We start from the raw sequence: 20497 nt of genomic DNA on the forward strand, positions 1-20497 counted from the left end.
TCGGGGTAAGCGAGATAACGGATTCATCAAGGCTACATACGCTTCTATCGAACCGCCACCCGGTGCAACAAACCCGCGCGAGGTCCGAGTGTCACGCAGGATCAGAGCGGAAGACCGGCGTCCCGGTGCAATTCGTAGAGGAGGGGTTCGAGCTCTTCCGCGAGGGCCGGACCGGCCGCGAAGGTCATGATCGTGCTCTCCGCGGCACCGTGGAATCCGCTCACCCGCCCGCCCGCTTCGCGCACGATCAGGGCGCCCGCCGCGTGGTCCCAGGGGTTGAGGCCGCGCTCGGCGTGGGCGTCGAGACGCCCGGCGGCGACCGAGCACAGGTCGAGGGCGGCCGAGCCGGCGCGGCGGATGTCGCGCACCTTCTCGACGAGTCCGGTGACGAACCGGCCCTGCTTCACCCGGAGCTGCGCGTCGTAGGCGAAGCCGGTGCCCACGAGGGCCTGCGAGAGCGCGACATCCGTGTTCACGGCGAGCCGGTGCTCCCCCAGCCAGGCGCCGCCACCGCGGCTGGCGGTGAAGACCTCGCCCGTGGCGGGGTTCACGACGCAACCGGCCAGGGCCGTCCAGGTGGAGGGGTCGGGGTCGCCTTGCACGGCCGCGATGCTGACCGCATAGGCGGGGAGGTCGTAGAGGTAGTTGACGGTGCCGTCGATGGGGTCGACCACCCAGGTGATGCCCGACGTGCCGGGGGTCGCCGCGGACTCCTCACCGAAGAACCCGTCATCGGGGCGCGCTTCGGCGAGGCGCGCGCGGATGAAGTCCTCCGACTCGCGGTCGGCGAAGGTCACCACGTCTTCGGGCGACGACTTGCTCGCCGCCACGGTGACGCCTTCGGCTCGCCGCTTCTTGACGAGGGCGCCGGCCTCCATCGCGATCGATCGAGCCAGTTCGAGGAGCTCGGTGGGGGTGGCGTCGGCCATGGGCGTTCTCCTACTGGGGTGGGATGCCGGTCGGATGTTCGCCGGGCCACCAGTCAAGCCAACGCGGCATCCGGGCGCAAATCCGCCGAGGCTCGGTCAGGGCAGTTCGCGCTGCAGGAAGGCGAGTCCGTCGCGAGCGAGCGCATCCATCGAGACCTCGATCTCCCGCCACAGCGACACGGCGCGCGCGATCTCGACCACCGTCGGCAGGAACGATTCGATCACGATGGAGCCGCGGTAGCCGATGTCGTCCAGCGCCTGCCAGGTCTCGCCCCACGGCACGTGCCCGGAGCCCGGCGTACCCCGATCGTTCTCGGAGACCTGGAAGTGGAACACCTTGTCGCCCGCCGTGCGAATGGCGTCGCCGAGGTGCTTCTCCTCGATGTTCATGTGGAAGGTGTCGAGCATGAACCCGACGTTCTCGCGCCCGGCGAGTGCGAAGAGCTCCAGGCCCTGCTCGACCGTGTTCACCAGATCGGTCTCGAAGCGGTTGAGCGGTTCGACCGCGAGCAGCACGCCCCGCTCGCCCGCGTAGTCGCCGAGTTCGCGCAGGCTCTCGGCGGCCCACTCGCGCTGCTGCCGCCGTTCCGCGGGCGCCAGCATGCGCGCCTTGCCCGTCGCCGAATACATCGGTCCGGCGACGTGTGGCGATCCGACCTCGACGGCGAGGTCGATGCAGAGCTCGACGTACTCGATGCCGAGCCGGCGCACCGCCGCATCCTCGTGCGAGATGTCGCGGTCGGGCCCGAACGCTCCACACACCGAGACCTCGAGGCCGGTGCGGGAGGCCGCCCGGTTCAGAGCGTCGGCGCTGAGTACTGCGGGGTCTTCGACACAGACCTCGAACACGTCGAACCCCGCTTCCCGCGCGTAGGTGAACTGCTCGTCGACGTCGTCGTCACGGAACGGCGAGGCCAAGAGGAAGGAACTGATTCCGAAGCGATAGCGCGACACGATGTCTCCTACGAGGTTCCGCCGGGGCGGATGACGGCTTTGATGCACGCGCTGTCGGCGACAGCGGCGAGAGCGTCGGCATACTCCTCCAGCGTGAAGCGGTGAGTGACCATGCCGGCGGTGTCGACTCGGCCGTTCCGCAACGCCGCGAGCGCCCGGTCGAACGAGAACTGCTGGGCGAAGGAACCCTTGATGGTGAGTTCGCGGCGGAACACCTGATAGGGCGCGATCAGAAGCATCGCGGCCTCGGCCGTCATGCCGTAGACGAACACGGTGCCGCCGGTACGCGTGAGCGGGATGGCGTGTTCGAGCACGCCGAGCGCGCCCGTGGCGTCGATCACGATGTCGAAGCCGCGGCCGTCGGTCTGGGCCAGGAGGTCGTCGGCGAAGTCGCCGCCGCGCTGCACCTGCACCGTTCGGTCGGCACCGCGCTCGGCGGCCAGCGCCAGCTTCGCCGCCGTCGGCGCCGCCACCGTGAGCGTTCCCGCGCCGGACTTCGGGAGGAGCTGCGCCAGCAGGAGCCCCGTCGGCCCCGCTCCGAACAACAGCACGTCGGACCCGGGTGCGACCGCGAGCACGTCGAGTCCGTGCACCACGCACGCCGTCGGTTCGGCGAACACCGCCACCTCGGGGTCGAGGTCGTTCACCACGAAGCAGCGGTCGGCGGAGGCGAGCACGAACTCCGCGAACCCTCCCGGGGCGTTCACCCCTTGCGCCAGGATGTACCGGCAGAACGCCGGACGGGCCCGGCGGCACTCGTCACAATGCCCGCAGGCGGCGGTGTTGTCGAAGGTCACCCGGTCGCCCACCTCCACCTGCGTGACCTCGGCGCCTCGCTCGACCACCTCGCCCACCACCTCGTGCCCGGGGATGAGCGGGTAGCTCGGGCCGAACTCGCCGTCGTGCAGGTGCAGATCCGTGCCGCAGACGCCTGCGACGATGACGCGCAGCAGCACGTCGCGGGGACCGGGCTGGGGGGTGGGGATGTCGGCGAGCGTGAAGCTGCCCGGCCGGTCGTAGACGATGGCTTTCATCGGAGTCCTTCGAAGTCGTTCCAGGTAGGGATGGTGAGGATGCGAGGCACGGTCAGATCTTCTGGATGTCGAGGTTCATGACCTGGCCCACGAGTTCCAGACGCCGCACGATGTCGCCGACGGCGAGCACGGCGTGATGCGAGGGGAGGGTCTCGACATAGCGGTAGCCGTCTTCGATCCGCAGCACCGCACCGTTCAGGCAGTCGGAGTCGACGTACTGCTCGTAGTTGGTCAGCTCGGCCGGTGCGACGGTGAGCGTGTCCATGGTGCTCGCGATCTTCACGATCGTCAGGTCACCGAGGGGCAGGCGCGCATCCAGGACGTGGGCGTTCTCGTCGACGATCTCGAGCACGCGCGGGCGTACCGCCCATTCGGTCGCCCACGATTGCGGGATGACCGCGAAGAACCCGCAGTGCGCCGTGAGGATGTGGTTCTGCGGCTGATCGACCTCGGGGAAGTACGGGATCTTCTCGTGCTTCAGCGCGGCGTCACCCATCAGGAAGGGATACAGATTCGTCATGATGGCCGGAGTGCGCAGGGTCTCCCAGGTGATGAACTGCGTGATCATCGATGTCAGGTCGGCCTCGCAGCCCCAGATGAGACCGCGCTCCTCGAACAGCAGGTTCCAGGCGAGACACGGCGTGGTGGTCGACGTGGCCGACTCGTTGAGGCAGTTGATGCCCGCGGCGATCACGTCGGGGGTCTCGTCGAGTTCGTCGTCGAGGGCGAGCTTCAGGCGCAGCGCGTCCGCTCTTCCCTTCTGGGACAGTCCGAGGATCGGCACCTCGCCGTCGATGCGCGTCATCTCGTCGATCACCCGCTGATCGGGTAGGGCGAGTGCGCGCTGCCAGAGCTCTTTGTAGCTGCGACGTTCGATGCTCACGCCGAACGCCTTCTGCATGTCGTCGACGCACTCCTCCTCCCACCAGTAGAAGCGCTTGAAGATGTCGGGCTGCTTGCCCGCGCCGAGGTTGTCCTGATAGGCCAGCATCGTGGACCGGGCCAGCTTGGCCTTGGTGGCGAGGGCGCGACTGACGTCGTGGAACTCCGCCAGCGACGTGGGAGCGGTGGTCTCCACGCCGCGCCGGCGTAGGAAGTCGCGGATCTCCCAGTCCCACATGCTGACCGTTCCGAACTCGCTCGTCACGACGAGGATCGGCAGGCGGAGGGCCTGGAACTCGGGCAGCAGCCGGTAGGCGACGCCGCTCATGTCGGGCACGATGACGGCGTCGCCGTCGGCATCCGCCGCGTGGCCGATCCAGCGCGGCTCCTGCCAGTCGATCAGGTGCTCGCCGAGCATCATGAGGGCGTCGAGCTGCCGGGTGAACGACTCGGTCGGGTGCTCTTCGAGGTGAACGGGAACGAAGCGGGCTTTCATCGGTTTCTCCTGTCGCTGCACATGGTCACTCGCCGGTCGCCGGCGCCATGACCGACTCCTGGGTGAGGTCGGCCTTCGCCACCTCGGCCACCAACCGGCCCTGGCGCATCACCAGCGCGCGGTCGCTGAGCAGCAGCACCTCGGGCAGCTCGGAGGTGACGAGAAGCACGGCCATCCCCGTCTCGGCGAGCCGGGCGATGAGGGCGTGGATCTCTGCTTTCGCGCCGACATCGACGCCTTTCGTGGGTTCGTCGAGGATGAGGATCTTCGGCTTGCGCGCCAGCCAGCGGGCGATCAGCACCTTCTGCTGATTCCCGCCGGAGAGAGTCGAGACGCGCACGCCGGAGTTCGCCGCCTTGATCGAGAGCTCCTTGGTGTACTGCTTGTCGACCGCGGCCTCGCGCGAGTTCGAGAGCCAGCCGCCCGGAGCCACGCCCTTCAACGCGGCCAACGTCATGTTGTCGCGCACGCTCATCTGCTCCACCAGGCCCTGCAGGTGGCGCTCTTCGGGAACGAGACCGATGCCGGCGCGCACCGAGGCGGCCACGTCGCCGGGCCGGATCGGGCGGCCGCCGACGAGCACCTCGCCGGAGTCGTACTTGTCCGCACCGAACAGCGCCTGCACGACCTCCGTTCGACCGGCTCCCGCGATGCCGGCCATGCTCACGATCTCCCCGGCCCGCACCTGGAACGAGACGTCGTTGAAGATGCCGGTGCGGGTGAGGTTCTTGACCTCGAGCACGGGTTCACCGATGGTGCGGGCCGGGATCGGGGGATCCTTCACCTCGCGGCCGACCATCATCCGGATGATGGCCTGGGCGTCGAGCTCGGCGGCCGGCGCCTCGCCGACGTACCGACCATCGCGCAGCACGGTCACCCGGTCCGCGATCTGCAGCACCTCTTCGAGCCAGTGGGAGACGAACAGGATGCCCATGCCGGCATCGCGCAGGCTGTTCACCAGAGCGAGCAGACGGTCGACCTCGGGGGGCGAGAGGGCAGTGGTGGGCTCATCCATGATGAGCACCTTCGACTGCCGCGAGAGGGCGCGGGCGATGTCGATCTCCTGCGCCTCGGCCGGCGACAGCTCGCGTGCGAGCTTGTCGGGCGAGAGGTGCGGCGCCACCTGGCGCAGCGCCGCGAGAGCGCGCTTCTTCATTTCCCGTCTGCTCACGAATCCGCCCGCGGTGGGCCAGTTGCCGAGCATCACGTTCTCGGCCACCGTCATCGCCGGGACGAACTGCCGCTTCTGATAGATGGTCGCGATGCCCGCCTCGATCACTTTCACCGGGTCGGCGGGCAGGGGCTGGCCGCCCACCAGCACCTCTCCCGAATCGGGGGTGTAGACGCCGGAGAGGATGTTGATGAGAGTCGACTTGCCCGCGCCGTTCTCGCCGCACAGGGCGTTCACCTCGCCGGCGTTCACGGTGAGCCGCACGTCGTCGAGTGCTCGGACGCCGGGGAACGACTTGCTGACGCCGGTCATACTGAGCAGCGGGGCGCCGTTCATGATTCGAGACCCTCGCGGAGGAATTTCTCGAAGTCGACGGGGGCGCCGTCCTGTTTGGTCGATTCCACCGCGGCGAGCACGAGGCCGAGTGAGCGGATGTTGTCGCCACCATGGGTCTCGGGCTGGCGGCCCTCCTCGATCGCGGAGATGAATTCGTTGATGGTGCCCCAGCGCTCCTCGCGCTCGAGCGGCTCGAGCGGGAACTCGAGCACGTCGCCCGGGCGCTCCAGCGCGCGGCGCCGGAAGACCGTCTCACCGATGACGTTCGAGTGTGGGTAGAGCAGCACGGTGTTGTGATCCCAGGAGAGGGAGGCATCCGTGCCGTGGATCTCCCAGGTGCCGTCCCACGAGGTGTGCGGCCTCCGCGCGTGCCACGACCCGACGTAGGAGATCTCCGCCCCGTCGGCCGTGGTGAACTGCACGTTGGCCGACGCGTTCCCGGCGAAGCGCGACCAGCTGGGGTTGAAGCTGCGAGCGCGCACCTGGGTGGGTTCGAGGCCGAAGATGCCGCGGATGTAGTCGAAGTGGTGGATCGACATGTCGACGATCAGCGGCTCGTCCATCTCCAAGCGGAAGCCGGTGAAGGCGGGGTCCTTGAAGAAACGTCCGTACACCTGCTCGATGGTGCCGAGCGCACCCTCCTCGATCAACCGCTTGACAGTGCGTGGTCCGCGTCGGAAGCGGAAGCTCTGAGTCACCATGATCGTGCGGTTCTGGCGCTCGGCCGCGTCGATGAGGCGCTGCGACCCGGCGATCGTGGTGGTGAACGGTTTCTCCACCATCACGTGGAGCCCGGCCTCGAGTGCCTGCAGGGCGACGGCTTCGTGCACGTGCGGCGGAACCACGACCAGGGCGGCATCGGCATCCGTCGCCGCGATGGCCTCGGCGAAGTCGGTGAACCGCTTCTCGGGAGCCAGGCCGATCGCGTCGCCGACGACCCGCAGCGACTCCTCGCTGATGTCGACGAGAGCCACGAGCTCCGTCTGGCCCGAGGTGGCGATGACATTCGCCCAATCGGCGCCCCAGAATCCCAGACCGACCTGAATTACCCGCATGCTGTCTTCTCCTTCGAAGCAAATGTTGAAATCGTGGGTGGAACGGATGGACCCGGGCCGCTCGTCGGTGACGAGCGGCCCGGGCACTCACCGATCAGAGGTAGTGCGCCAGCTTGGTGTCGACCTTCTCGTCGTGCACCAGGACACCCGAGACCTCGACGTTCTCGATCGGAACCACGTCCGTCAGATCGACGTACGCGCTCTTCTCCAGGCTCGGAGCCCCGTAGTAGGCGAACACGAACTCGCACGGCTCGTCGTAGGGATTGCGCGTCCAGTGGATCTGACGCTGCGGCACGTACGTCGCCATGCCGGCGCTGCACTCCGTCTCGGTGATCGTGCCGTCCTCGTCGACCGAACCGTTCACCACGCGACCGCTGATGACGTAGACGACCTCGGCCGCCGCCAGGTGGCGGTGCGGGAAGTGCTGCGACTTCGGCGGGAACACGCAGTGTCCGAAGACGGTCTTGTCGTTGTTCTCGGTGGTCTCGTCGGTGATGATGTACTGGATCTCGAATCCCGGCATCAGACGAGCGGTTTCCTCGTCCTCTTCGATCTCGTCGAAGTGCCAGACGGTCTTCTTGGCGTACTCGGCCACTGTGTTCTCCTTCTTGTTCGGTGGGTTTCTACTTCTGAAGAGCGGGGAGGTTGCCCCAGAGCGACTCGTCCTCGACGTTGTCGATGGTGGCGATGAACGGCACGATGACGGTGTCCTTCTCGAACGACTCATCGGCGAAGAACGCCTCGGCGTTGTCGGCGGTGATGTTGCCCATCTCGATCGCGTCGTAGACGACGGATGCGTCCTGCACGCCATCGCGGATGCGGTCCAGTGCCAGCGGGGTGCCGTCGTGTCCGACGATCGCGACGTGACCGGCTTCACCGACCGCAGCGGTCTTGCCCAGCTGCTTGAGCGCCTCGACGGCGCCACGGATCATCTCGTCGTTGTGCGACCAGATCCCCACGATGTCAGGGTCGGTGGTGAAGGCGTCCAGCGTCATGCTGTTCGCGTTCTCAGCGGTCCACTCGGTCTTGAGGTCCTTCACGGTGATGTCGGGGTGCTTCGCCATCTCCGTGTCGAAGCCTTCTTTGCGCTCCTGAGCCTGCTTCGACGCCTCGCCGCCCTGCAACTGCAGAACGGTTCCCTTGTCGCCGACGGCCTCGGCCAGCGTCTGGGCTCCCAGTTCGCCGGCGGCGACGTTGTCGTAGCCCACGAAGGAGGTGTAGTCGACGCCGTCGGGCAGCGACTCGACGATGAACACCGGCACACCCTGCTGGTTGGCCTTCTGGATGCCCGCGGTCATCAGCGCCGGGTCGACCGGGTCGACGATGATGGCGTCCGGCTGCTGCGCCAGCGCATCCTGCAGCTGGGTGGTCTGAAGGTTCGGGTCGGACTTGCCGTCGACGATCGTGACCTCGGCTCCGGCGTCTTCGAGACGCTGCTGCACCGTGCTGACCAGGCCGACGATGAATTCGTATTGCATGCCGAAGGTCACGAAGGTGATGCGCTTGCCGGAGATGCCACTGCCGTCGGAACCGGCATCCGTGCTGCCGCCGGCTGTCGTGCCCGATGAACAGGCCGAGGCACCGAACACGAGGCCCGCCGTGACGGCGGCCGCCACACCGAGCTTGCCGAGGCGCTTGCGCCACGGTTGTGCGTTGCTGTGTTTCATCTGATTGCTCCCTTGCAATTCGTGCTTCTGACTGGTGGTGGGCTATTGGGAGAGGCTGGCGTCGGCCTTCTCGTCGGTCGTGGACTGCTCGGATCCGGAGCCGGCCTTGGCCTCGGCCCGCGCCTCGGCCTGCTTCTGACGCTCGAGGGAACGCCGGGCCAGTGCGGGTTCGAGCCGCAGGCGACGGTAGACGTCGACTCCGGCGGCGAGGATGATGACGATGCCGCTCACGACGAGGTCGAAGTTCGGCGGCACGGAGAGCAGGTTGATGGAGTTCTGCACGAGCCCGAGCAGCAGCACGCCGAGCAGGGTGCCGGCGACCTTTCCTTCTCCTCCGAACAGGCTCGTTCCACCGATCACGACCGCGGCGATGACCGTGAGCTCGAGCCCCGTGCCCGATGACGCCGATCCGGCACCCAGACGCACCGTGATCATCAGACCACCGACGGCGGCGAGGAGCCCCGACACCATGAAAGCGAGGATCATGATGCGGTCGCTCCGGATTCCGGAGAACTTCGCGGCGACGGCGTTGCCTCCGACCGCGTAGACGGAGCGTCCGAAGCGGGTACGGGAGAGCACGATGTGGGCGATCACGGCGATCGCCAGGGCGAAGAGGATGACGACGGGAAACCCGCCGATCGAGGCGTTCCCGACCGCGGCGAGGTCGGCCGGGATCGGGGCCAGGTTGCTTCCGCCCGTGTAGATATAGGCGATGCCTCGTGCGATGCTCATCGTGCCCAGGGTCACGATCAGCGCGGAGATCTTGAATTTCGTGGTGACGAAGCCGTTGACGAACCCGAAGACGATCCCCCAGCCGAGGCTCACCAGCACGGCCGCCCAGGTGGGGACGTCGTTCTGCTGCGGAAGTCCGACGACGAAGACCGACGACACCGCCACGATCGCCCCGACGGAGAGGTCGATCCCACCGACGAGCAGCACGAACATCTGCCCGATGGCGACCACGGCAACCAGGCTCGCGACGTAGAGGACGTTGGTGAAGTTGATCCAGGTGAAGAAGACCGGCGAGACCTGACTCATGATCGCGACCCCGATCAGGATCACGATGAGCAGGCCGAAGCGGTTCAGCACGGAGACGGGGTTCACCCCGTTGAAGGGGGATTTCTTCGCCTCGGTAACGGGAATCGACATTGATTGCTCCAGGTCATGCGTTTGGAAGTAACGGCTTGGAGAATGTTTACTACATCTTTCAAGGGTTGGGAAGGGGGTATGGGGAAATATCTTGGCATTCCGCGGGTTCTGCGCCGCAGATCTTGCCATGCGCCCTTGATTTGTGTAGTTTAGCTACAACTCACCTCGTCCGGGCTTCAAAGGAGACACTCGTGAACGAACGATTTCAAGGACGCCGCATCGCAGTGATCGGCGGATCCGGGGGGATCGGCGCCCATCTGGCCGCATCGCTCTCCCGACAGGGAGCGAAGGTCTACGCGCTCGACCTGCGCAGTGCCGAGGAGCCGACGCCCGGCGTCGAGTTCCGGACGATCGACGTCCTCGACGAACAATCCGTCATCGACGTCGTCGCCGCGTTGTACGACGGCGACGACGTACCGGTGGAGCTGGTCAACGCCGCCGGGATCGTCGAGAACGACGTCGCCGCAGAGGACATGCCGCTGGAGACCTTCGACCGGGTGATGGGCGTCAACCTGCGCGGTGTCTTCATCGCGTGCAAGTACTTCGGCCGCGAACTGCTGGCGCGTGGCGGCGGCGCCATCGTCAACGTCGCCTCGATGTCGGGCAACGCGGTGGTGAACGAGCCTCAGAAGCAGAGCGTCTACAACACCTCCAAGGCCGGGGTCTCCGCCCTCACCCGGTCACTCGCCGTGGAGTGGGGCTCGCGCGGAGTGCGGATCAACGCCGTCTCGCCCGGCTACGTCGACACGCCGCTCAACGCGCTCAAGAAGCACATGCACGCCCACTGGATCGAGGGCACGGTCGTCGGCCGTTTCGCCACGCTCGACGAGATCAGCGGAGCGATCGAATATCTCCTGAGCGACGAGGCCGCCTATTGCTGCGGCACGGAATTGCTCATCGACGGCGGATTCTCCCTCAGGTAGGCGGCACATCGTGATCATCTCGCACGATCTCGGCACGACCGGGAACAAAGCAACTCTCGTCGACGCCGACGGCCATGTGGTCTCGGCCGTCACGGTGGAATACGGCACCGACTTCGGCCCGCACGGCCGGGCCGAGCAGAATCCGCACGATTGGTGGGACGCCGTGTGCAGCGCGAGCCGCGCACTCATCGACGCCGTGCCCGGCTCGCGCGACCGCATCGCCGGGGTGTCCTTCTCCGGTCAGATGATGGGAGCGGTGCTGCTCGACGGAGCCGGCGAGCCCGTTCGACCCGCGATCATCTGGGCCGACACGCGGTCGACGGCGCAGACCGCCCGACTGGTCGACCAGGTCGGCATGGAGCGCGCCTACCGCATCACGGGCCACCGCCTGAACGCGACCTACTCGTTGCCCAAGGTGATGTGGGTGCGCGACAACGACCCCGACGCCTTCGCGGCATCGCGGCGGGTTCTCTGCGCGAAGGACTACGTGGTCTACCGCCTCACCGGGGTGCTGGCCACCGACCCCTCCGACGCCAGCGGCATGAACGCCTACGACCAGTCGGCCGGCACCTGGTCGGAAGAACTCCTCGACGCCGCACAGGTCGATCGGTCGATGTTCGTCGACATCGTCCCGTCGACCAGCATCGTGGGCACCATCACCGCCGAGGCGGCGAGCGCCACCGGACTGCCCGCCGGAACTCCGGTCGTGATGGGCGGCGGAGACGGGCCCATGGCCGCGCTCGGCACCGGGATCACCTCGCCCGAGTCGGGCGCCTACGCCTACCTCGGCTCGTCGTCGTGGGTGTCGTACGCATCGGATGCGCCGTTGCACGACCCTGAGATGCGCACGATGACCTTCAACCACGTCATCCCGGGGCGCTTCGTGCCGACCGCCACGATGCAGGCCGGCGGCGCCTCGCTGCAGTGGATCGTCGACGTCCTCGCGCCCGGGCAGGAGAATCGCTACGGCACCCTCCTCGCCGGCGCGGGCCGCGCGGAAGCCTCTCGCGACGGCCTGTACTTCCTCCCCCACCTCCTCGGCGAGCGCTCGCCCTACTGGAACCCGAACGCGCGCGCCGTCTTCGCCGGCCTCGCCCGCCACCACACCGCCGACAACCTGGTGCGCGCGGTGGTGGAGGGCATCGCCTTCAACCTCTACACCGGTCTCCTCGCCTTCACGTCGAACGGGGCGGAGATCGCCGGCGTACAGGCGATCGGCGGCGCGGCGAACTCGGGCGAACTGTTGCAGATCCTCTCCGACGTGTGGGGGCAACCCATCCACCGGCGCGCGCTCGTCGACGAGGCCACCTCGCTCGGCGCGGCGATCGTTGGCGGAGTCGGTGTCGGCCTCTTCGACTTCGACATCGCGAGCCGCCTCTCCGACGAGACGGGTTCCTACGCCCCCGATACCGGGCGGCACGCGGCATATCAGGATTCGCACCGTCTCTTCGTCGACGCCTACCGCAGGCTCGAGCCGTGGTTCGACGAGCTGTGACGCACCACTCCCACCGACCGACGATCGACCCGAACCTGGGGAACCACATGACCGACAACGAACCACGATACGCAGAACCCGCCGAGCTGAAATTCCTGGTGGACGCCGGTGCGATGGTCGGCGGCAGCGGCCGCTACGAGAAATACCTCGGCGACCTCACCGGGCTGTACCGCGACACCGAGGCCTTCGACCGCGCGCTGGCCAGTGATGACGGCGAGCCCACCTACTGGGTGCAGACCAGCTCGATCGAGAACGGCGACGGAGCGCTCACCATCGGAATCTCCACGCTCAACCCCGGCCGCGTGGGTGACGAGTTCGCGATGACCCGCGGCCACATCCACGGCAGAGCGCAGTGCGCGGAGCTCTACTACGGCCTGTCCGGGCGCGGCGTGATGCTGATGGAGACACTGGATGGCCAGACCCGCGCGATCGAGATCACTCCCGGAGTGGCCGTGCACGTTCCGGGTCACTGGATCCACCGCAGCGTCAACGTCGGACACGTTCCGTTCTCCACACTGTTCTGCTACCCGACGGATGCCGGACAGGACTACGAGGTCATCGCGCGGGCCGGCGGCATGGCCAAGCTGGTGGTGGCCGACACCGCCCGGTGGGCGCTTCGCACCAATCCCGATCACCGCGGATACGAGCCGTTGGAGGTGGCGGCGTCGTGACCCCGACGGCGATGACGTCGGACACGCTCCGCCCCGCGGAGGTGCCCACCCTCTACTTCATCGGGGTGTCGACGGCGCAGTCCTCGATCCAGTCGGTGTTCCCCCGGTGGACGGCGGAGCTCGGCTTGGGACCCGCCCACCTGCAGGGCATCGATCTGCCTCTGCACGCACCGCGCGAGCAGTATCGCCGTGTGGTGGAATTCATCGGCGGCGATCCCCTCAGCCTCGGCGCGCTCGTCACGACGCACAAGATCGACCTGTACCGGGCCGCGGCCGACCTCTTCGACGAGACCGACCGCTTCGCCCGTGTCATGGGCGAGACCAGTTGCATCTCCAAATCGGATGCCGGACTCATCTGCCACGCGAAAGATCCGATCTCCAGCGGCCTCGCTCTGGACGCCTTCGTGCCCGAAGGACATTGGCTCTCCTCGGGCGGAGAAGTGCTCTGCCTCGGTGCCGGAGGGTCGACGATCGCCATCAGCTGGTACCTCAGTCAGCGCGAACGCGGGAGCGATCGGCCGGGACGGATCGTGGTGAGCAACCGCTCGCAGCCGCGACTCGATCACATCCGGGACTTCCATTCCGCACTCGACACCGACACGGTGTTCGAATACGTGCTCGCCCCCGAACCGGCCGACAACGACCGCGCGATGGCGGGGCTTGCGCCCGGGTCACTGGTGGTCAACGCGACCGGTCTGGGCAAGGACGCCCCGGGGTCGCCGCTGACCGATGCCGGTCGGTTCCCCGAAGCGGGTCTCGCCTGGGAACTCAACTACCGCGGCGACCTGGTCTTCCTCGACCAGGCGCGGGCTCAGCAGGACATCCGGCTCCAGCACGTCGAGGACGGGTGGGTATACTTCCTGCATGGGTGGACCCAGGTCATCGGCGAAGTGTTCCACGTCGACATTCCGACGAGTGGTCCGACCTTCGATCGTCTCTCCGATCTCGCGAGAGCGACGCGATGATGCGCATCGCCATGGCTGATCAGGAAGCGGCGAACACCACACTCCTCGAGACCATCGCCGCGCGGAAGGACAGCCTCCGGGCGTCGGAGCGCAAAGTCGCCGAACTGATCCTGAGCGACCCGGTGCAGGCGATGGACTTCAACATGGCCGGGCTCGCCGACGCGGCGGGCGTCAGCGAACCCACGGTGATGCGATTCTGCAGCGCCATCGGATTCGACGGCTTCCGCACCTTCAAGATCAGCCTCGCGCAGACGATCGCCCTCGGACTGCCGATGACGATGTCGTCGATCCAGGAGAACGACACGCTCTCCGACATCACCGACAAGGTGTTCAGCCGCACCATCTCCAGCCTCGATCGGGCCCGGCGGCTGCTCGATCACGATGTCATGGAACGCGCGATCGAACTCGTCGCCGACGCGTCGGAGCTGATCTTCGTCGGGGCCGGCGCCAGCGGGATCGTGGCTCAGGACGCGCAGCAGAAGTTCCCGCTCTTCGGCGTGCCCTGCCAGGCTCCTGCCGACTACCACCAGCAGTTCATCGCCGCGTCGATGGCCGACGACCGCGGCGTGATCGTCGCCATCTCCAACACCGCGCGCACGCACACGGTCGTCAGCGTCGCGGAGGCCGCCAAGAAGAAGGGCGCCCGGGTGCTCGCCATCGTCGGCGCCGACGGTCCGTTGACGGAGATCGCCGACATCTCGATCCGGGTCAGCACCTTCGAAGACACCGATCTCTACACTCCGACCGTCAGCCGTCTAGCCGGGCTCGTCATCGTCGACATCCTCGCCACCGGGGCGTCGATGCGGCGCGGCCCCGATGCCGCACGGCGCATCCAGATCATGAAGGAAGACCTCGCCCAGATGCGAGGTTGACGGCGCCATGACCGAGTTCACCATCACCGAGTCGACGCTCGGTTCGTCACCGGTCGTCGTCGTGAGCGGAGCCGACGGCGCCGTCACCGCGTCGATCGCCCTGCGCGGCGCCACCCTTCTCTCCTGGGTGGTGACAGATGCCGGCGAGCCCATCGAACTGGTGGACGGCTACGCCACCGAACAGGAACTGCTCGAGCAGCACGGCGTGCGCAACGGCATCATGGCCCCGTTCACGAATCGCCAACGAGACGGCCGCTACGAATTCGACGGCGAGAGCCACGATCTCCGGGGCAGCTCGCCGACCGACCCGGACCTGGTGTTGCACGGTCTCCTCCGCGAGCGCGACTTCACCGTCGACTCGGTGGAGACCGGAGAGAACTCCGCCGTGATCCGGTTCAGCTCCTCCGCGCTCGACGGTTCGATCGCGGGCTACCCGTTCGTCGTCCGGGTGGGGGTCGAGTACGAGTTCTCGGACACCGCCCTGCGCATCCGCATCACGGGCAGCAACGACGGGGAGACCGATGCACCCTTCGCGAGCGGCTGGCATCCGTACTTCCGGCTCGGCCGGGCGTCCGTCGCCGATCTCGAGCTGACCGTCCCGGCCACCGTGCGAGTGGTGACCGACGACGAGTTGATCCCGCTCGACGGCCGCGCCGCCTTCGTCGCGCTCGACGACGACGATCCGCTCTCCCTGCGATCCGGGCTTCCGATCGGTGACGCGGTCATCGACGCGTGCTTCACCGGTCTGCAGGGGTTCGAGGGCGGGCCCTTCCACACGCAGTTGCGCGATCCGGCCTCCGGTCGCGCGCTCGACGTCTGGCAAGAGCGCGGTTCGATGCACGTTTACACAGCCGACCACCTCGACCGGGAGCCTCGCCGGTCGATCGCGCTCGAGCCGGTCGAACGACTCACCGACGCCTTCAACCGGGGCGACCAACGCGCCCACGTGGTGTTGCGGCCCGGGCAGTCGCGCTCATTCTCCTTCGGCGTGTACCTCGTTCCGGCGACCGCTGCCTGATCGAGGCGTCGGTCTCGTCGGAATGCTGCGGTCGCACGGAAAAGCGGGGCGGACCCACCACAGTCCCGCCCCGCTTCCCGGCTCGATCAGGTCGTGTCGACCGGATCACTGCACCGCCGTGCGCTCCCCCGTCTCGGAGGAGCGCGTGATCGCCTCGGCGACCTGAGCGGCGGCGAGCCCGTCGGCGAACGTCGCCGCCTCCGGGCCGACCTCGCCGCCGTCAGCGACGGCAGCGAGGAAATGGGCGAGCATGTTCACGTGCGAGTGCTCCCAGCCGAGCACGTGCCCGCTCGGCCACCAGGCGCCCACCAGCGGATGCTGCGCCTCGTTCACGATGACGTCGGCGAACCCGTCCAGCGGTCCGCCCGTGCGCGTGAAGGCCTTGAGCACGTTCAGGTTCTCGAGATCCCAGACCAGGCTCCCCTTCGAGCCGTTGATCTCCCAGCCGAGACGATTCCGTCGTCCTGGAGCGATGAGACTCGCCCCGATGTCACCCGTGGCGCCGCTCGCGAACTGCACCACCGATGCCACCGTGTCGATCGGCTCCGCCCGCTCGGCCGACGTCACCGGGTTGGAGAGGATCGCGGACACCGAGGCGAGCTCGCCGACGAGGTAGCGTGCCTGGTCCACGGCGTGGCAGCCGATGACCGAGAGTGCCCCCGTCCAGGTCGGCAGCTCGGCGTGCGGGTCGGTGCGCCATTCCTGGGCATAGCGGAAGCTCGCGCTGTAGATCTCCCCGAGGTCGCCGTTGGCGATGATGTCGTGAGCGAGGCGCACCGCGGGCACGAAACGATAGTTGAAGCAGGTGAGGTTCTTCACCCCGGTCTGCTCCGCCGCCGACACGAGACGCGCGGCCTCGGCGGCGGTGACGGCCAGCGGCTTCTCGCACACGACATGCTTGCCGGCCTCGATGGCGGCGAGAGTCGGCTCGAAGTGCGCGGCATCCGGACCCACGTTGTCGAACACCTCGATCTCCGGATCGTTGACGATGTCGCGCCAATCCGTCGTGTACTGCTCCCACCCGAACCGGGTGGCGGCTCGGCGCACAGCCTCTTCGGATCGCCCCGCGATCGCCCGCAGCTCGGGCCGCGGACCGTCGGGGAACATGTAGGAGAGGGTCTTCAGGGCGTTGCTGTGCGTGGTTCCCATGAAACCGTAGCCGAGCATGCCCACTCGGAGGGCGGTGCGGTCGTCGTCGGGCGCCGGGCGGAGCGTCATGCGCTCGCCTCCGGCACCTTCGAGCTCTCGAGGTCGGCGACGACCGACTTGAGGAAGGCGATGCTCTGGGTCACGTTCTCCTCCTCGGTGCGGTCGTTCCAGGGTGCGGCGAGCAGGTCGAGCTCGATGGCGAGCGATCCTTCGAAGCCCGCGTCGTCGAGCACCCGGGCGATGCCGTGGAAGTCGATCAGGCCTTCGCCGGCAGGGCAGGACGGCCAGAACAGGAATCGCTCCGACGGTGCTCCGCCGCGGCGCGTGATGATGTCCTTGGTGTGGGTCGCGACCGTGTACGGGGCGAGGTTCCGAGCGGCTTCCACCGGGTCCTCGTAGAGGCGGAGCGCATTTCCGGTGTCGAAGTTCACCCGGAAGTTCGGCGAGTCGATGGCCTGCACGATCTCGAGGATCTCGAGCGAGGTGAAGTCGATGTGGTTCTCGATGGCGAGCGTCACGCCGTTGTCCTCGGCGACCTTGGTGGCCTCCTTCAGCATCCGGATCGATGCCTCCACCTGCGGACCATGCGGCTCGTCGACGTAGAGCATGCTCGAGGCGACGATCCGCATGATGTCGGCGCCCACCTTTCCGGCCCGGGGGATGTGCCGGATGAGATCCTCGAGGGCGTCAGCATCCTGCCCTCGATGCAGGCCATCGGGATGTCCCCACCCGATGACCCGGCGGAGGCCCGCCTCATCGAGCGCGTCGTTCACGGCAGCGCAGTAGGAATCGTCGAATGCCGGGAAGAACAAGGTCTCCAGCGCCACCTCGTCGACGTCGAGGGACACGGCGAAGGGAATGAAGTCGTCCTTCATGTCCCAGCGCGTGCCCGGATCGGTCTGCTGCGGGTAGATCTCCCCGAAGTAGCGATGGAAGCTGTAGCTGTCGATGCCCACGAGCACGATGGTCACTCCTCTTCATTGAGTCTGTCGAGTCGATGTTCGACCCGGTGTTCCTGTAGTAGAACTACTTGAATTCCGCCATTATCGCAAGGCCGAGCCGGATTTTCGGGCTTGCGCCCCGTCTCGCCTCGTGCTTTATTGTAGTACTACTACATCGAAGTGGGAAGACGGGCGAGGCGGATGCTGGGACGAATAGTGGTGACTCCGAGGTCGCTCACCAGAGCTGGACTGGCGGCCGTGCCGGAGCTGCGCCCCCTGGAGGACGCGGGTTTCGAATTGATCGCCACGACGGCGGGCGCCACACCGAGCGCCGAGGAGCTCTCCTCGGTGCTTCCCGGCGCGGTGGGCTGGCTCGCCGGGGTCGAGCCCGTGACGCGGGACGTCCTCGCCCACGCCGACGAGTTGCGCGTCATCAGCCGCAACGGCACGGGCGTCGACAACATCGACCTGGCCGCGGCAGCCGAGCGCGGCATCCTGATCACCCGGGCCGCGGGTGCCAACGCTCAGGGCGTCGCCGAGCTTGCGCTCGCCGCCGCGCTCAGTTGCTCACGCTCGCTGACCTGGTCGGCGGAGTCCGTGAAGCGCGGCGGCTGGGATCGCTGGCAGGGCCGGGAGATCGCCGACCTCCGGGTCGGCGTCGTCGGTCTCGGAGCGATCGGAGCCACCGTCGTTCGGCTGTTCCGCTCGCTCGGTGCATCCGTGGTCGGCCACGACCCGTTCACCGAGGTCGACGGCATCGAGAACCTCCCGCTCGACCGCCTCTTCGCACGGTCGAACACGGTCACGCTGCACGCCCCGCCCCCGGTCGACGGCCACCCGCTCGTCGGAGCGGACCTGCTCGCCTCGATGCCGGCGGGATCGACGTTGATCAACACGGCCCGATCGGCGCTCGTCGATGACCAGGCCGTGCTCGCCGCACTGGAATCGGGGCATCTCGGCGCCTACGCCGTCGACGCCTTCGACACCGAGCCACCCGCGCCGTCGGCCCTGCTCCGACACCCGCGCGTGCTCGCCACCCCCCACCTGGGCGGATACACCGGCGCGAGCGTCAGCCGGGCCACGGCGATGGCCGTCGACAACCTCCTCGCACACCTCGTGCCCGCTACCTCAACCCACCTCGACCAAGGACGCCCATGACCTCGACAGATCTCTCCGCCGTCCGCCGCCACGGCGTCATCGCAGTGCTCCGGGCACCGACGGTCGAGGCGGCACTCGCCACCACGGAGGCCCTGGTGCGGGGCGGTGTCTCCGCCATCGAAGTCACCTTCAGCACGCCCGACCCGGCCGCCGTCATCGCCGAGATCCTCAGGCGGCACGGCGACGACGTGTATGTCGGCGCCGGCACCATCCTCAGGCCCGAACAGGCCGCCGAGGTCGCCGAGGCAGGTGCGGCCTTCCTGGTCAGCCCCGGCACCGATCCGGAGTTGGCGCGGGCGATGGCGGCGACCGGCGCCATCGTGATGCTCGGGGCGATGACGCCGAGCGAGGTGATGCTGGCGACGAAACTCCACGCCGACGTCGTGAAGGTCTTCCCCTCGTCACTCGGAGGTCCGGGCTATCTCGGCGCGCTGCGTGCACCGTTCCCCGACGTCGATTTCATGCCGACGGGCGGGGTCACCGCCGACAACCTCGCCACCTGGTTCGCGGCCGGAGCGACGGCCGTCGGCGCGGGTGGCGACCTCGTGTCGGCCAAGGCCATGGCGTCCGGCGACTGGGAGACGATCGAGGCGACGGCTCGGCGCTTCGCGGCGGCGCTCCGCGACATCCGCGTGACCGACGATGCCCGCGTCTGAAAGCGGTCCTGCTTCCCGCCTCATCCGCACCGTGACGGGCGACGTCGATCCTGCCACGCTCGGACGGATCGATTACCACGAGCACTTGTTCCAATCGACGCCGCTCCTGCCCGGGGATGATCTCGACGACGAATGGGCGAGCGCCACCGAGGCGGTCGCACTCGTCGAGTCGGGGTTCGACGCGATGGTCGACGCGACACCGATCGGGCTCGGCCGCTCGCCCGCGGCGACGATGCGGATCAGCTCGGCCGCACGGCTCGCGGTGGTCGCCACCACCGGAGTTCACCACGAGGGGCACTATCCGGCCGGGCACTGGATTCGCGCGTGGAGCCCCGAGCAGCTCACCGCTGCTCTGATCTCGGATGTCACGGAGGGGCTTCCGCCGCTCGACACCGCACGGCGTGAGCCACCTCAACCGGGCGCGCCGCGTGCCGGCCTGCTGAAGGCCGGGATCGGGTACTGGCGCTTCTCGAGCTTCGAGCGCCGCACCCTCGACGCGGTCGCGCAGGCGCACGCCGCGACAGGAGCAGCGGTCATGGTGCACCTGGAGTACGGCAGCGCCGCCTTCGAGGTGATCGCGCTGTTGGAGTCGACCGGAGTCGCACCGGGCGCGGTGGTGTTGGCACACATCGACCGCAATCCCGACCCGTATCTGCACGCCGATCTCGCGGCGACCGGCGCCTATCTCGGCTATGACGGCTTCGCCCGCACCAAGTCGTGGCCCGATTCGGTCATCGTGGAGTGCGCCGTGCGTGCGGCCGCGCTCGGCGCCGAGCGGCACATCCTGATCGGCGGCGATGTCGCGCGGCGCAGCCGCTACGAGGCGTACGGCGGGATGCCGGGACTGGCCTACCTCGGTCGACGCGGAGTGCCGCTCCTGGAGCGGATCGGCGGATCGGACTTCGCGCACCGCGTCGCCACGGAGAATCCCCGGCGCTTCCTCGCCCGCTTCTGAATCGGCGGCCCGCCACCGGCT

At 67.8% G+C, this 20497-nt stretch carries 20 protein-coding genes; 9 read left to right on the forward strand and 11 right to left on the reverse strand.

All coding sequences use genetic code 11. From position 1 onward, the window contains the following. Nucleotides 1–101 precede the first annotated feature (101 nt). The 9 genes from ACFJGU_RS04460 to ACFJGU_RS04500 all read right to left on the reverse strand — a co-directional run bounded on the left by ACFJGU_RS04460 (nt 102) and on the right by ACFJGU_RS04500 (nt 9673). Entirely contained in the window at nt 102–929 is an 828-nt protein-coding gene (locus ACFJGU_RS04460) for an inositol monophosphatase family protein (RefSeq protein WP_382308011.1), read from the reverse strand. Nucleotides 930–1025: 96 nt separating this feature from the next. Next, nucleotides 1026–1883 carry a sugar phosphate isomerase/epimerase family protein gene (locus ACFJGU_RS04465; protein ID WP_382308012.1) on the reverse strand — a complete coding sequence of 286 codons (858 nt, stop codon included), beginning with the start codon at nt 1881–1883 and terminating at the stop codon, nt 1026–1028. 8 nt (nt 1884–1891) lie between these two features. Beyond that, nucleotides 1892–2917, reverse strand: coding sequence for a zinc-dependent alcohol dehydrogenase family protein (locus ACFJGU_RS04470; protein WP_382308014.1), 1026 nt, complete (start codon nt 2915–2917; stop codon nt 1892–1894). A 52-nt stretch (nt 2918–2969) separates the two neighbouring features. Further along, the gene (locus ACFJGU_RS04475; protein WP_382308016.1) at nt 2970–4295 is read right to left on the reverse strand and encodes a hypothetical protein; all 1326 of its coding nucleotides are present in this window, start codon (nt 4293–4295) and stop codon (nt 2970–2972) included. Nucleotides 4296–4320: 25 nt separating this feature from the next. Continuing rightward, the gene (locus ACFJGU_RS04480) at nt 4321–5802 is read right to left on the reverse strand and encodes a sugar ABC transporter ATP-binding protein (RefSeq protein WP_382308018.1); all 1482 of its coding nucleotides are present in this window, start codon (nt 5800–5802) and stop codon (nt 4321–4323) included. Next, nucleotides 5799–6857, reverse strand: a complete 1059-nt coding sequence (locus ACFJGU_RS04485) for a Gfo/Idh/MocA family protein (RefSeq protein WP_382308020.1) — start codon at nt 6855–6857, stop codon at nt 5799–5801. The genes ACFJGU_RS04480 and ACFJGU_RS04485 overlap by 4 nt, the downstream gene beginning before the upstream one ends. 94 nt (nt 6858–6951) lie before the next feature. Beyond that, nucleotides 6952–7452, reverse strand: a complete 501-nt coding sequence (locus tag ACFJGU_RS04490) for a cupin domain-containing protein (protein ID WP_382308022.1) — start codon at nt 7450–7452, stop codon at nt 6952–6954. A gap of 28 nt (nt 7453–7480) precedes the next feature. After that, nucleotides 7481–8524 carry a sugar ABC transporter substrate-binding protein gene (locus ACFJGU_RS04495; protein ID WP_382308023.1) on the reverse strand — a complete coding sequence of 348 codons (1044 nt, stop codon included), beginning with the start codon at nt 8522–8524 and terminating at the stop codon, nt 7481–7483. Between the two features lie 42 nt (nt 8525–8566). Beyond that, entirely contained in the window at nt 8567–9673 is a 1107-nt protein-coding gene (locus ACFJGU_RS04500; protein WP_382308025.1) for an ABC transporter permease, read from the reverse strand. 191 nt (nt 9674–9864) lie between these two features. Here ACFJGU_RS04500 and ACFJGU_RS04505 point away from each other — a divergent pair, with 191 nt between their 5' ends. From ACFJGU_RS04505 to ACFJGU_RS04530, 6 genes are read left to right on the forward strand one after another with little or no spacing between them, the layout of a single operon-like run. Further along, entirely contained in the window at nt 9865–10596 is a 732-nt protein-coding gene (locus ACFJGU_RS04505) for an SDR family NAD(P)-dependent oxidoreductase (RefSeq protein WP_382308027.1), read from the forward strand. Between the two features lie 10 nt (nt 10597–10606). Further along, the gene (gene xylB / locus ACFJGU_RS04510) at nt 10607–12091 is read left to right on the forward strand and encodes a xylulokinase (protein ID WP_382308029.1); all 1485 of its coding nucleotides are present in this window, start codon (nt 10607–10609) and stop codon (nt 12089–12091) included. Nucleotides 12092–12138: 47 nt separating this feature from the next. Next, on the forward strand, nt 12139–12762 hold the full coding sequence (locus tag ACFJGU_RS04515) for a glucose-6-phosphate isomerase family protein (RefSeq protein WP_382308031.1): 624 nt from the start codon (nt 12139–12141) through the stop codon (nt 12760–12762). Then, a complete protein-coding gene (locus tag ACFJGU_RS04520) occupies nt 12759–13727 on the forward strand; it encodes a shikimate dehydrogenase family protein (protein WP_382308032.1) in 969 nt (322 codons plus the stop codon). The genes ACFJGU_RS04515 and ACFJGU_RS04520 overlap by 4 nt, the downstream gene beginning before the upstream one ends. An 11-nt stretch (nt 13728–13738) precedes the next feature. Then, the gene (locus ACFJGU_RS04525; RefSeq protein ID WP_382308033.1) at nt 13739–14599 is read left to right on the forward strand and encodes an SIS domain-containing protein; all 861 of its coding nucleotides are present in this window, start codon (nt 13739–13741) and stop codon (nt 14597–14599) included. A 7-nt stretch (nt 14600–14606) separates the two neighbouring features. Further along, entirely contained in the window at nt 14607–15617 is a 1011-nt protein-coding gene (locus tag ACFJGU_RS04530) for an aldose 1-epimerase (RefSeq protein WP_382308034.1), read from the forward strand. Nucleotides 15618–15722: 105 nt separating this feature from the next. Here the strand turns inward: ACFJGU_RS04530 and ACFJGU_RS04535 are convergent, their stop codons facing one another. Together ACFJGU_RS04535 and ACFJGU_RS04540 are read right to left on the reverse strand one after the other, a co-directional pair. Next, complete coding sequence (locus ACFJGU_RS04535; RefSeq protein WP_382308036.1) at nt 15723–16835, reverse strand: Gfo/Idh/MocA family protein; 1113 nt, start codon at nt 16833–16835, stop codon at nt 15723–15725. Continuing rightward, nucleotides 16832–17737 carry a sugar phosphate isomerase/epimerase family protein gene (locus ACFJGU_RS04540; RefSeq protein ID WP_382308037.1) on the reverse strand — a complete coding sequence of 302 codons (906 nt, stop codon included), beginning with the start codon at nt 17735–17737 and terminating at the stop codon, nt 16832–16834. The genes ACFJGU_RS04535 and ACFJGU_RS04540 overlap by 4 nt, the downstream gene beginning before the upstream one ends. 228 nt (nt 17738–17965) lie before the next feature. Here ACFJGU_RS04540 and ACFJGU_RS04545 point away from each other — a divergent pair, with 228 nt between their 5' ends. Genes ACFJGU_RS04545 through ACFJGU_RS04555 form a run of 3 tightly spaced genes read left to right on the forward strand, consistent with a single transcriptional unit; the run spans nt 17966 to nt 20476 of the window. Then, on the forward strand, nt 17966–18865 hold the full coding sequence (locus ACFJGU_RS04545; RefSeq protein WP_382308039.1) for an NAD(P)-dependent oxidoreductase: 900 nt from the start codon (nt 17966–17968) through the stop codon (nt 18863–18865). Further along, nucleotides 18862–19521 carry a bifunctional 4-hydroxy-2-oxoglutarate aldolase/2-dehydro-3-deoxy-phosphogluconate aldolase gene (locus tag ACFJGU_RS04550; protein WP_382308041.1) on the forward strand — a complete coding sequence of 220 codons (660 nt, stop codon included), beginning with the start codon at nt 18862–18864 and terminating at the stop codon, nt 19519–19521. Before ACFJGU_RS04545 ends, ACFJGU_RS04550 begins: the two co-directional genes overlap by 4 nt. Next, a complete protein-coding gene (locus ACFJGU_RS04555) occupies nt 19508–20476 on the forward strand; it encodes a phosphotriesterase (protein WP_382308043.1) in 969 nt (322 codons plus the stop codon). The genes ACFJGU_RS04550 and ACFJGU_RS04555 overlap by 14 nt, the downstream gene beginning before the upstream one ends. Nucleotides 20477–20497: the final 21 nt, after the last annotated feature.

The sequence above is a fragment of the Herbiconiux sp. UC225_62 genome, assembly GCF_042694625.1.
Taxonomy (GTDB): Bacteria; Actinomycetota; Actinomycetes; order Actinomycetales; family Microbacteriaceae; genus Herbiconiux.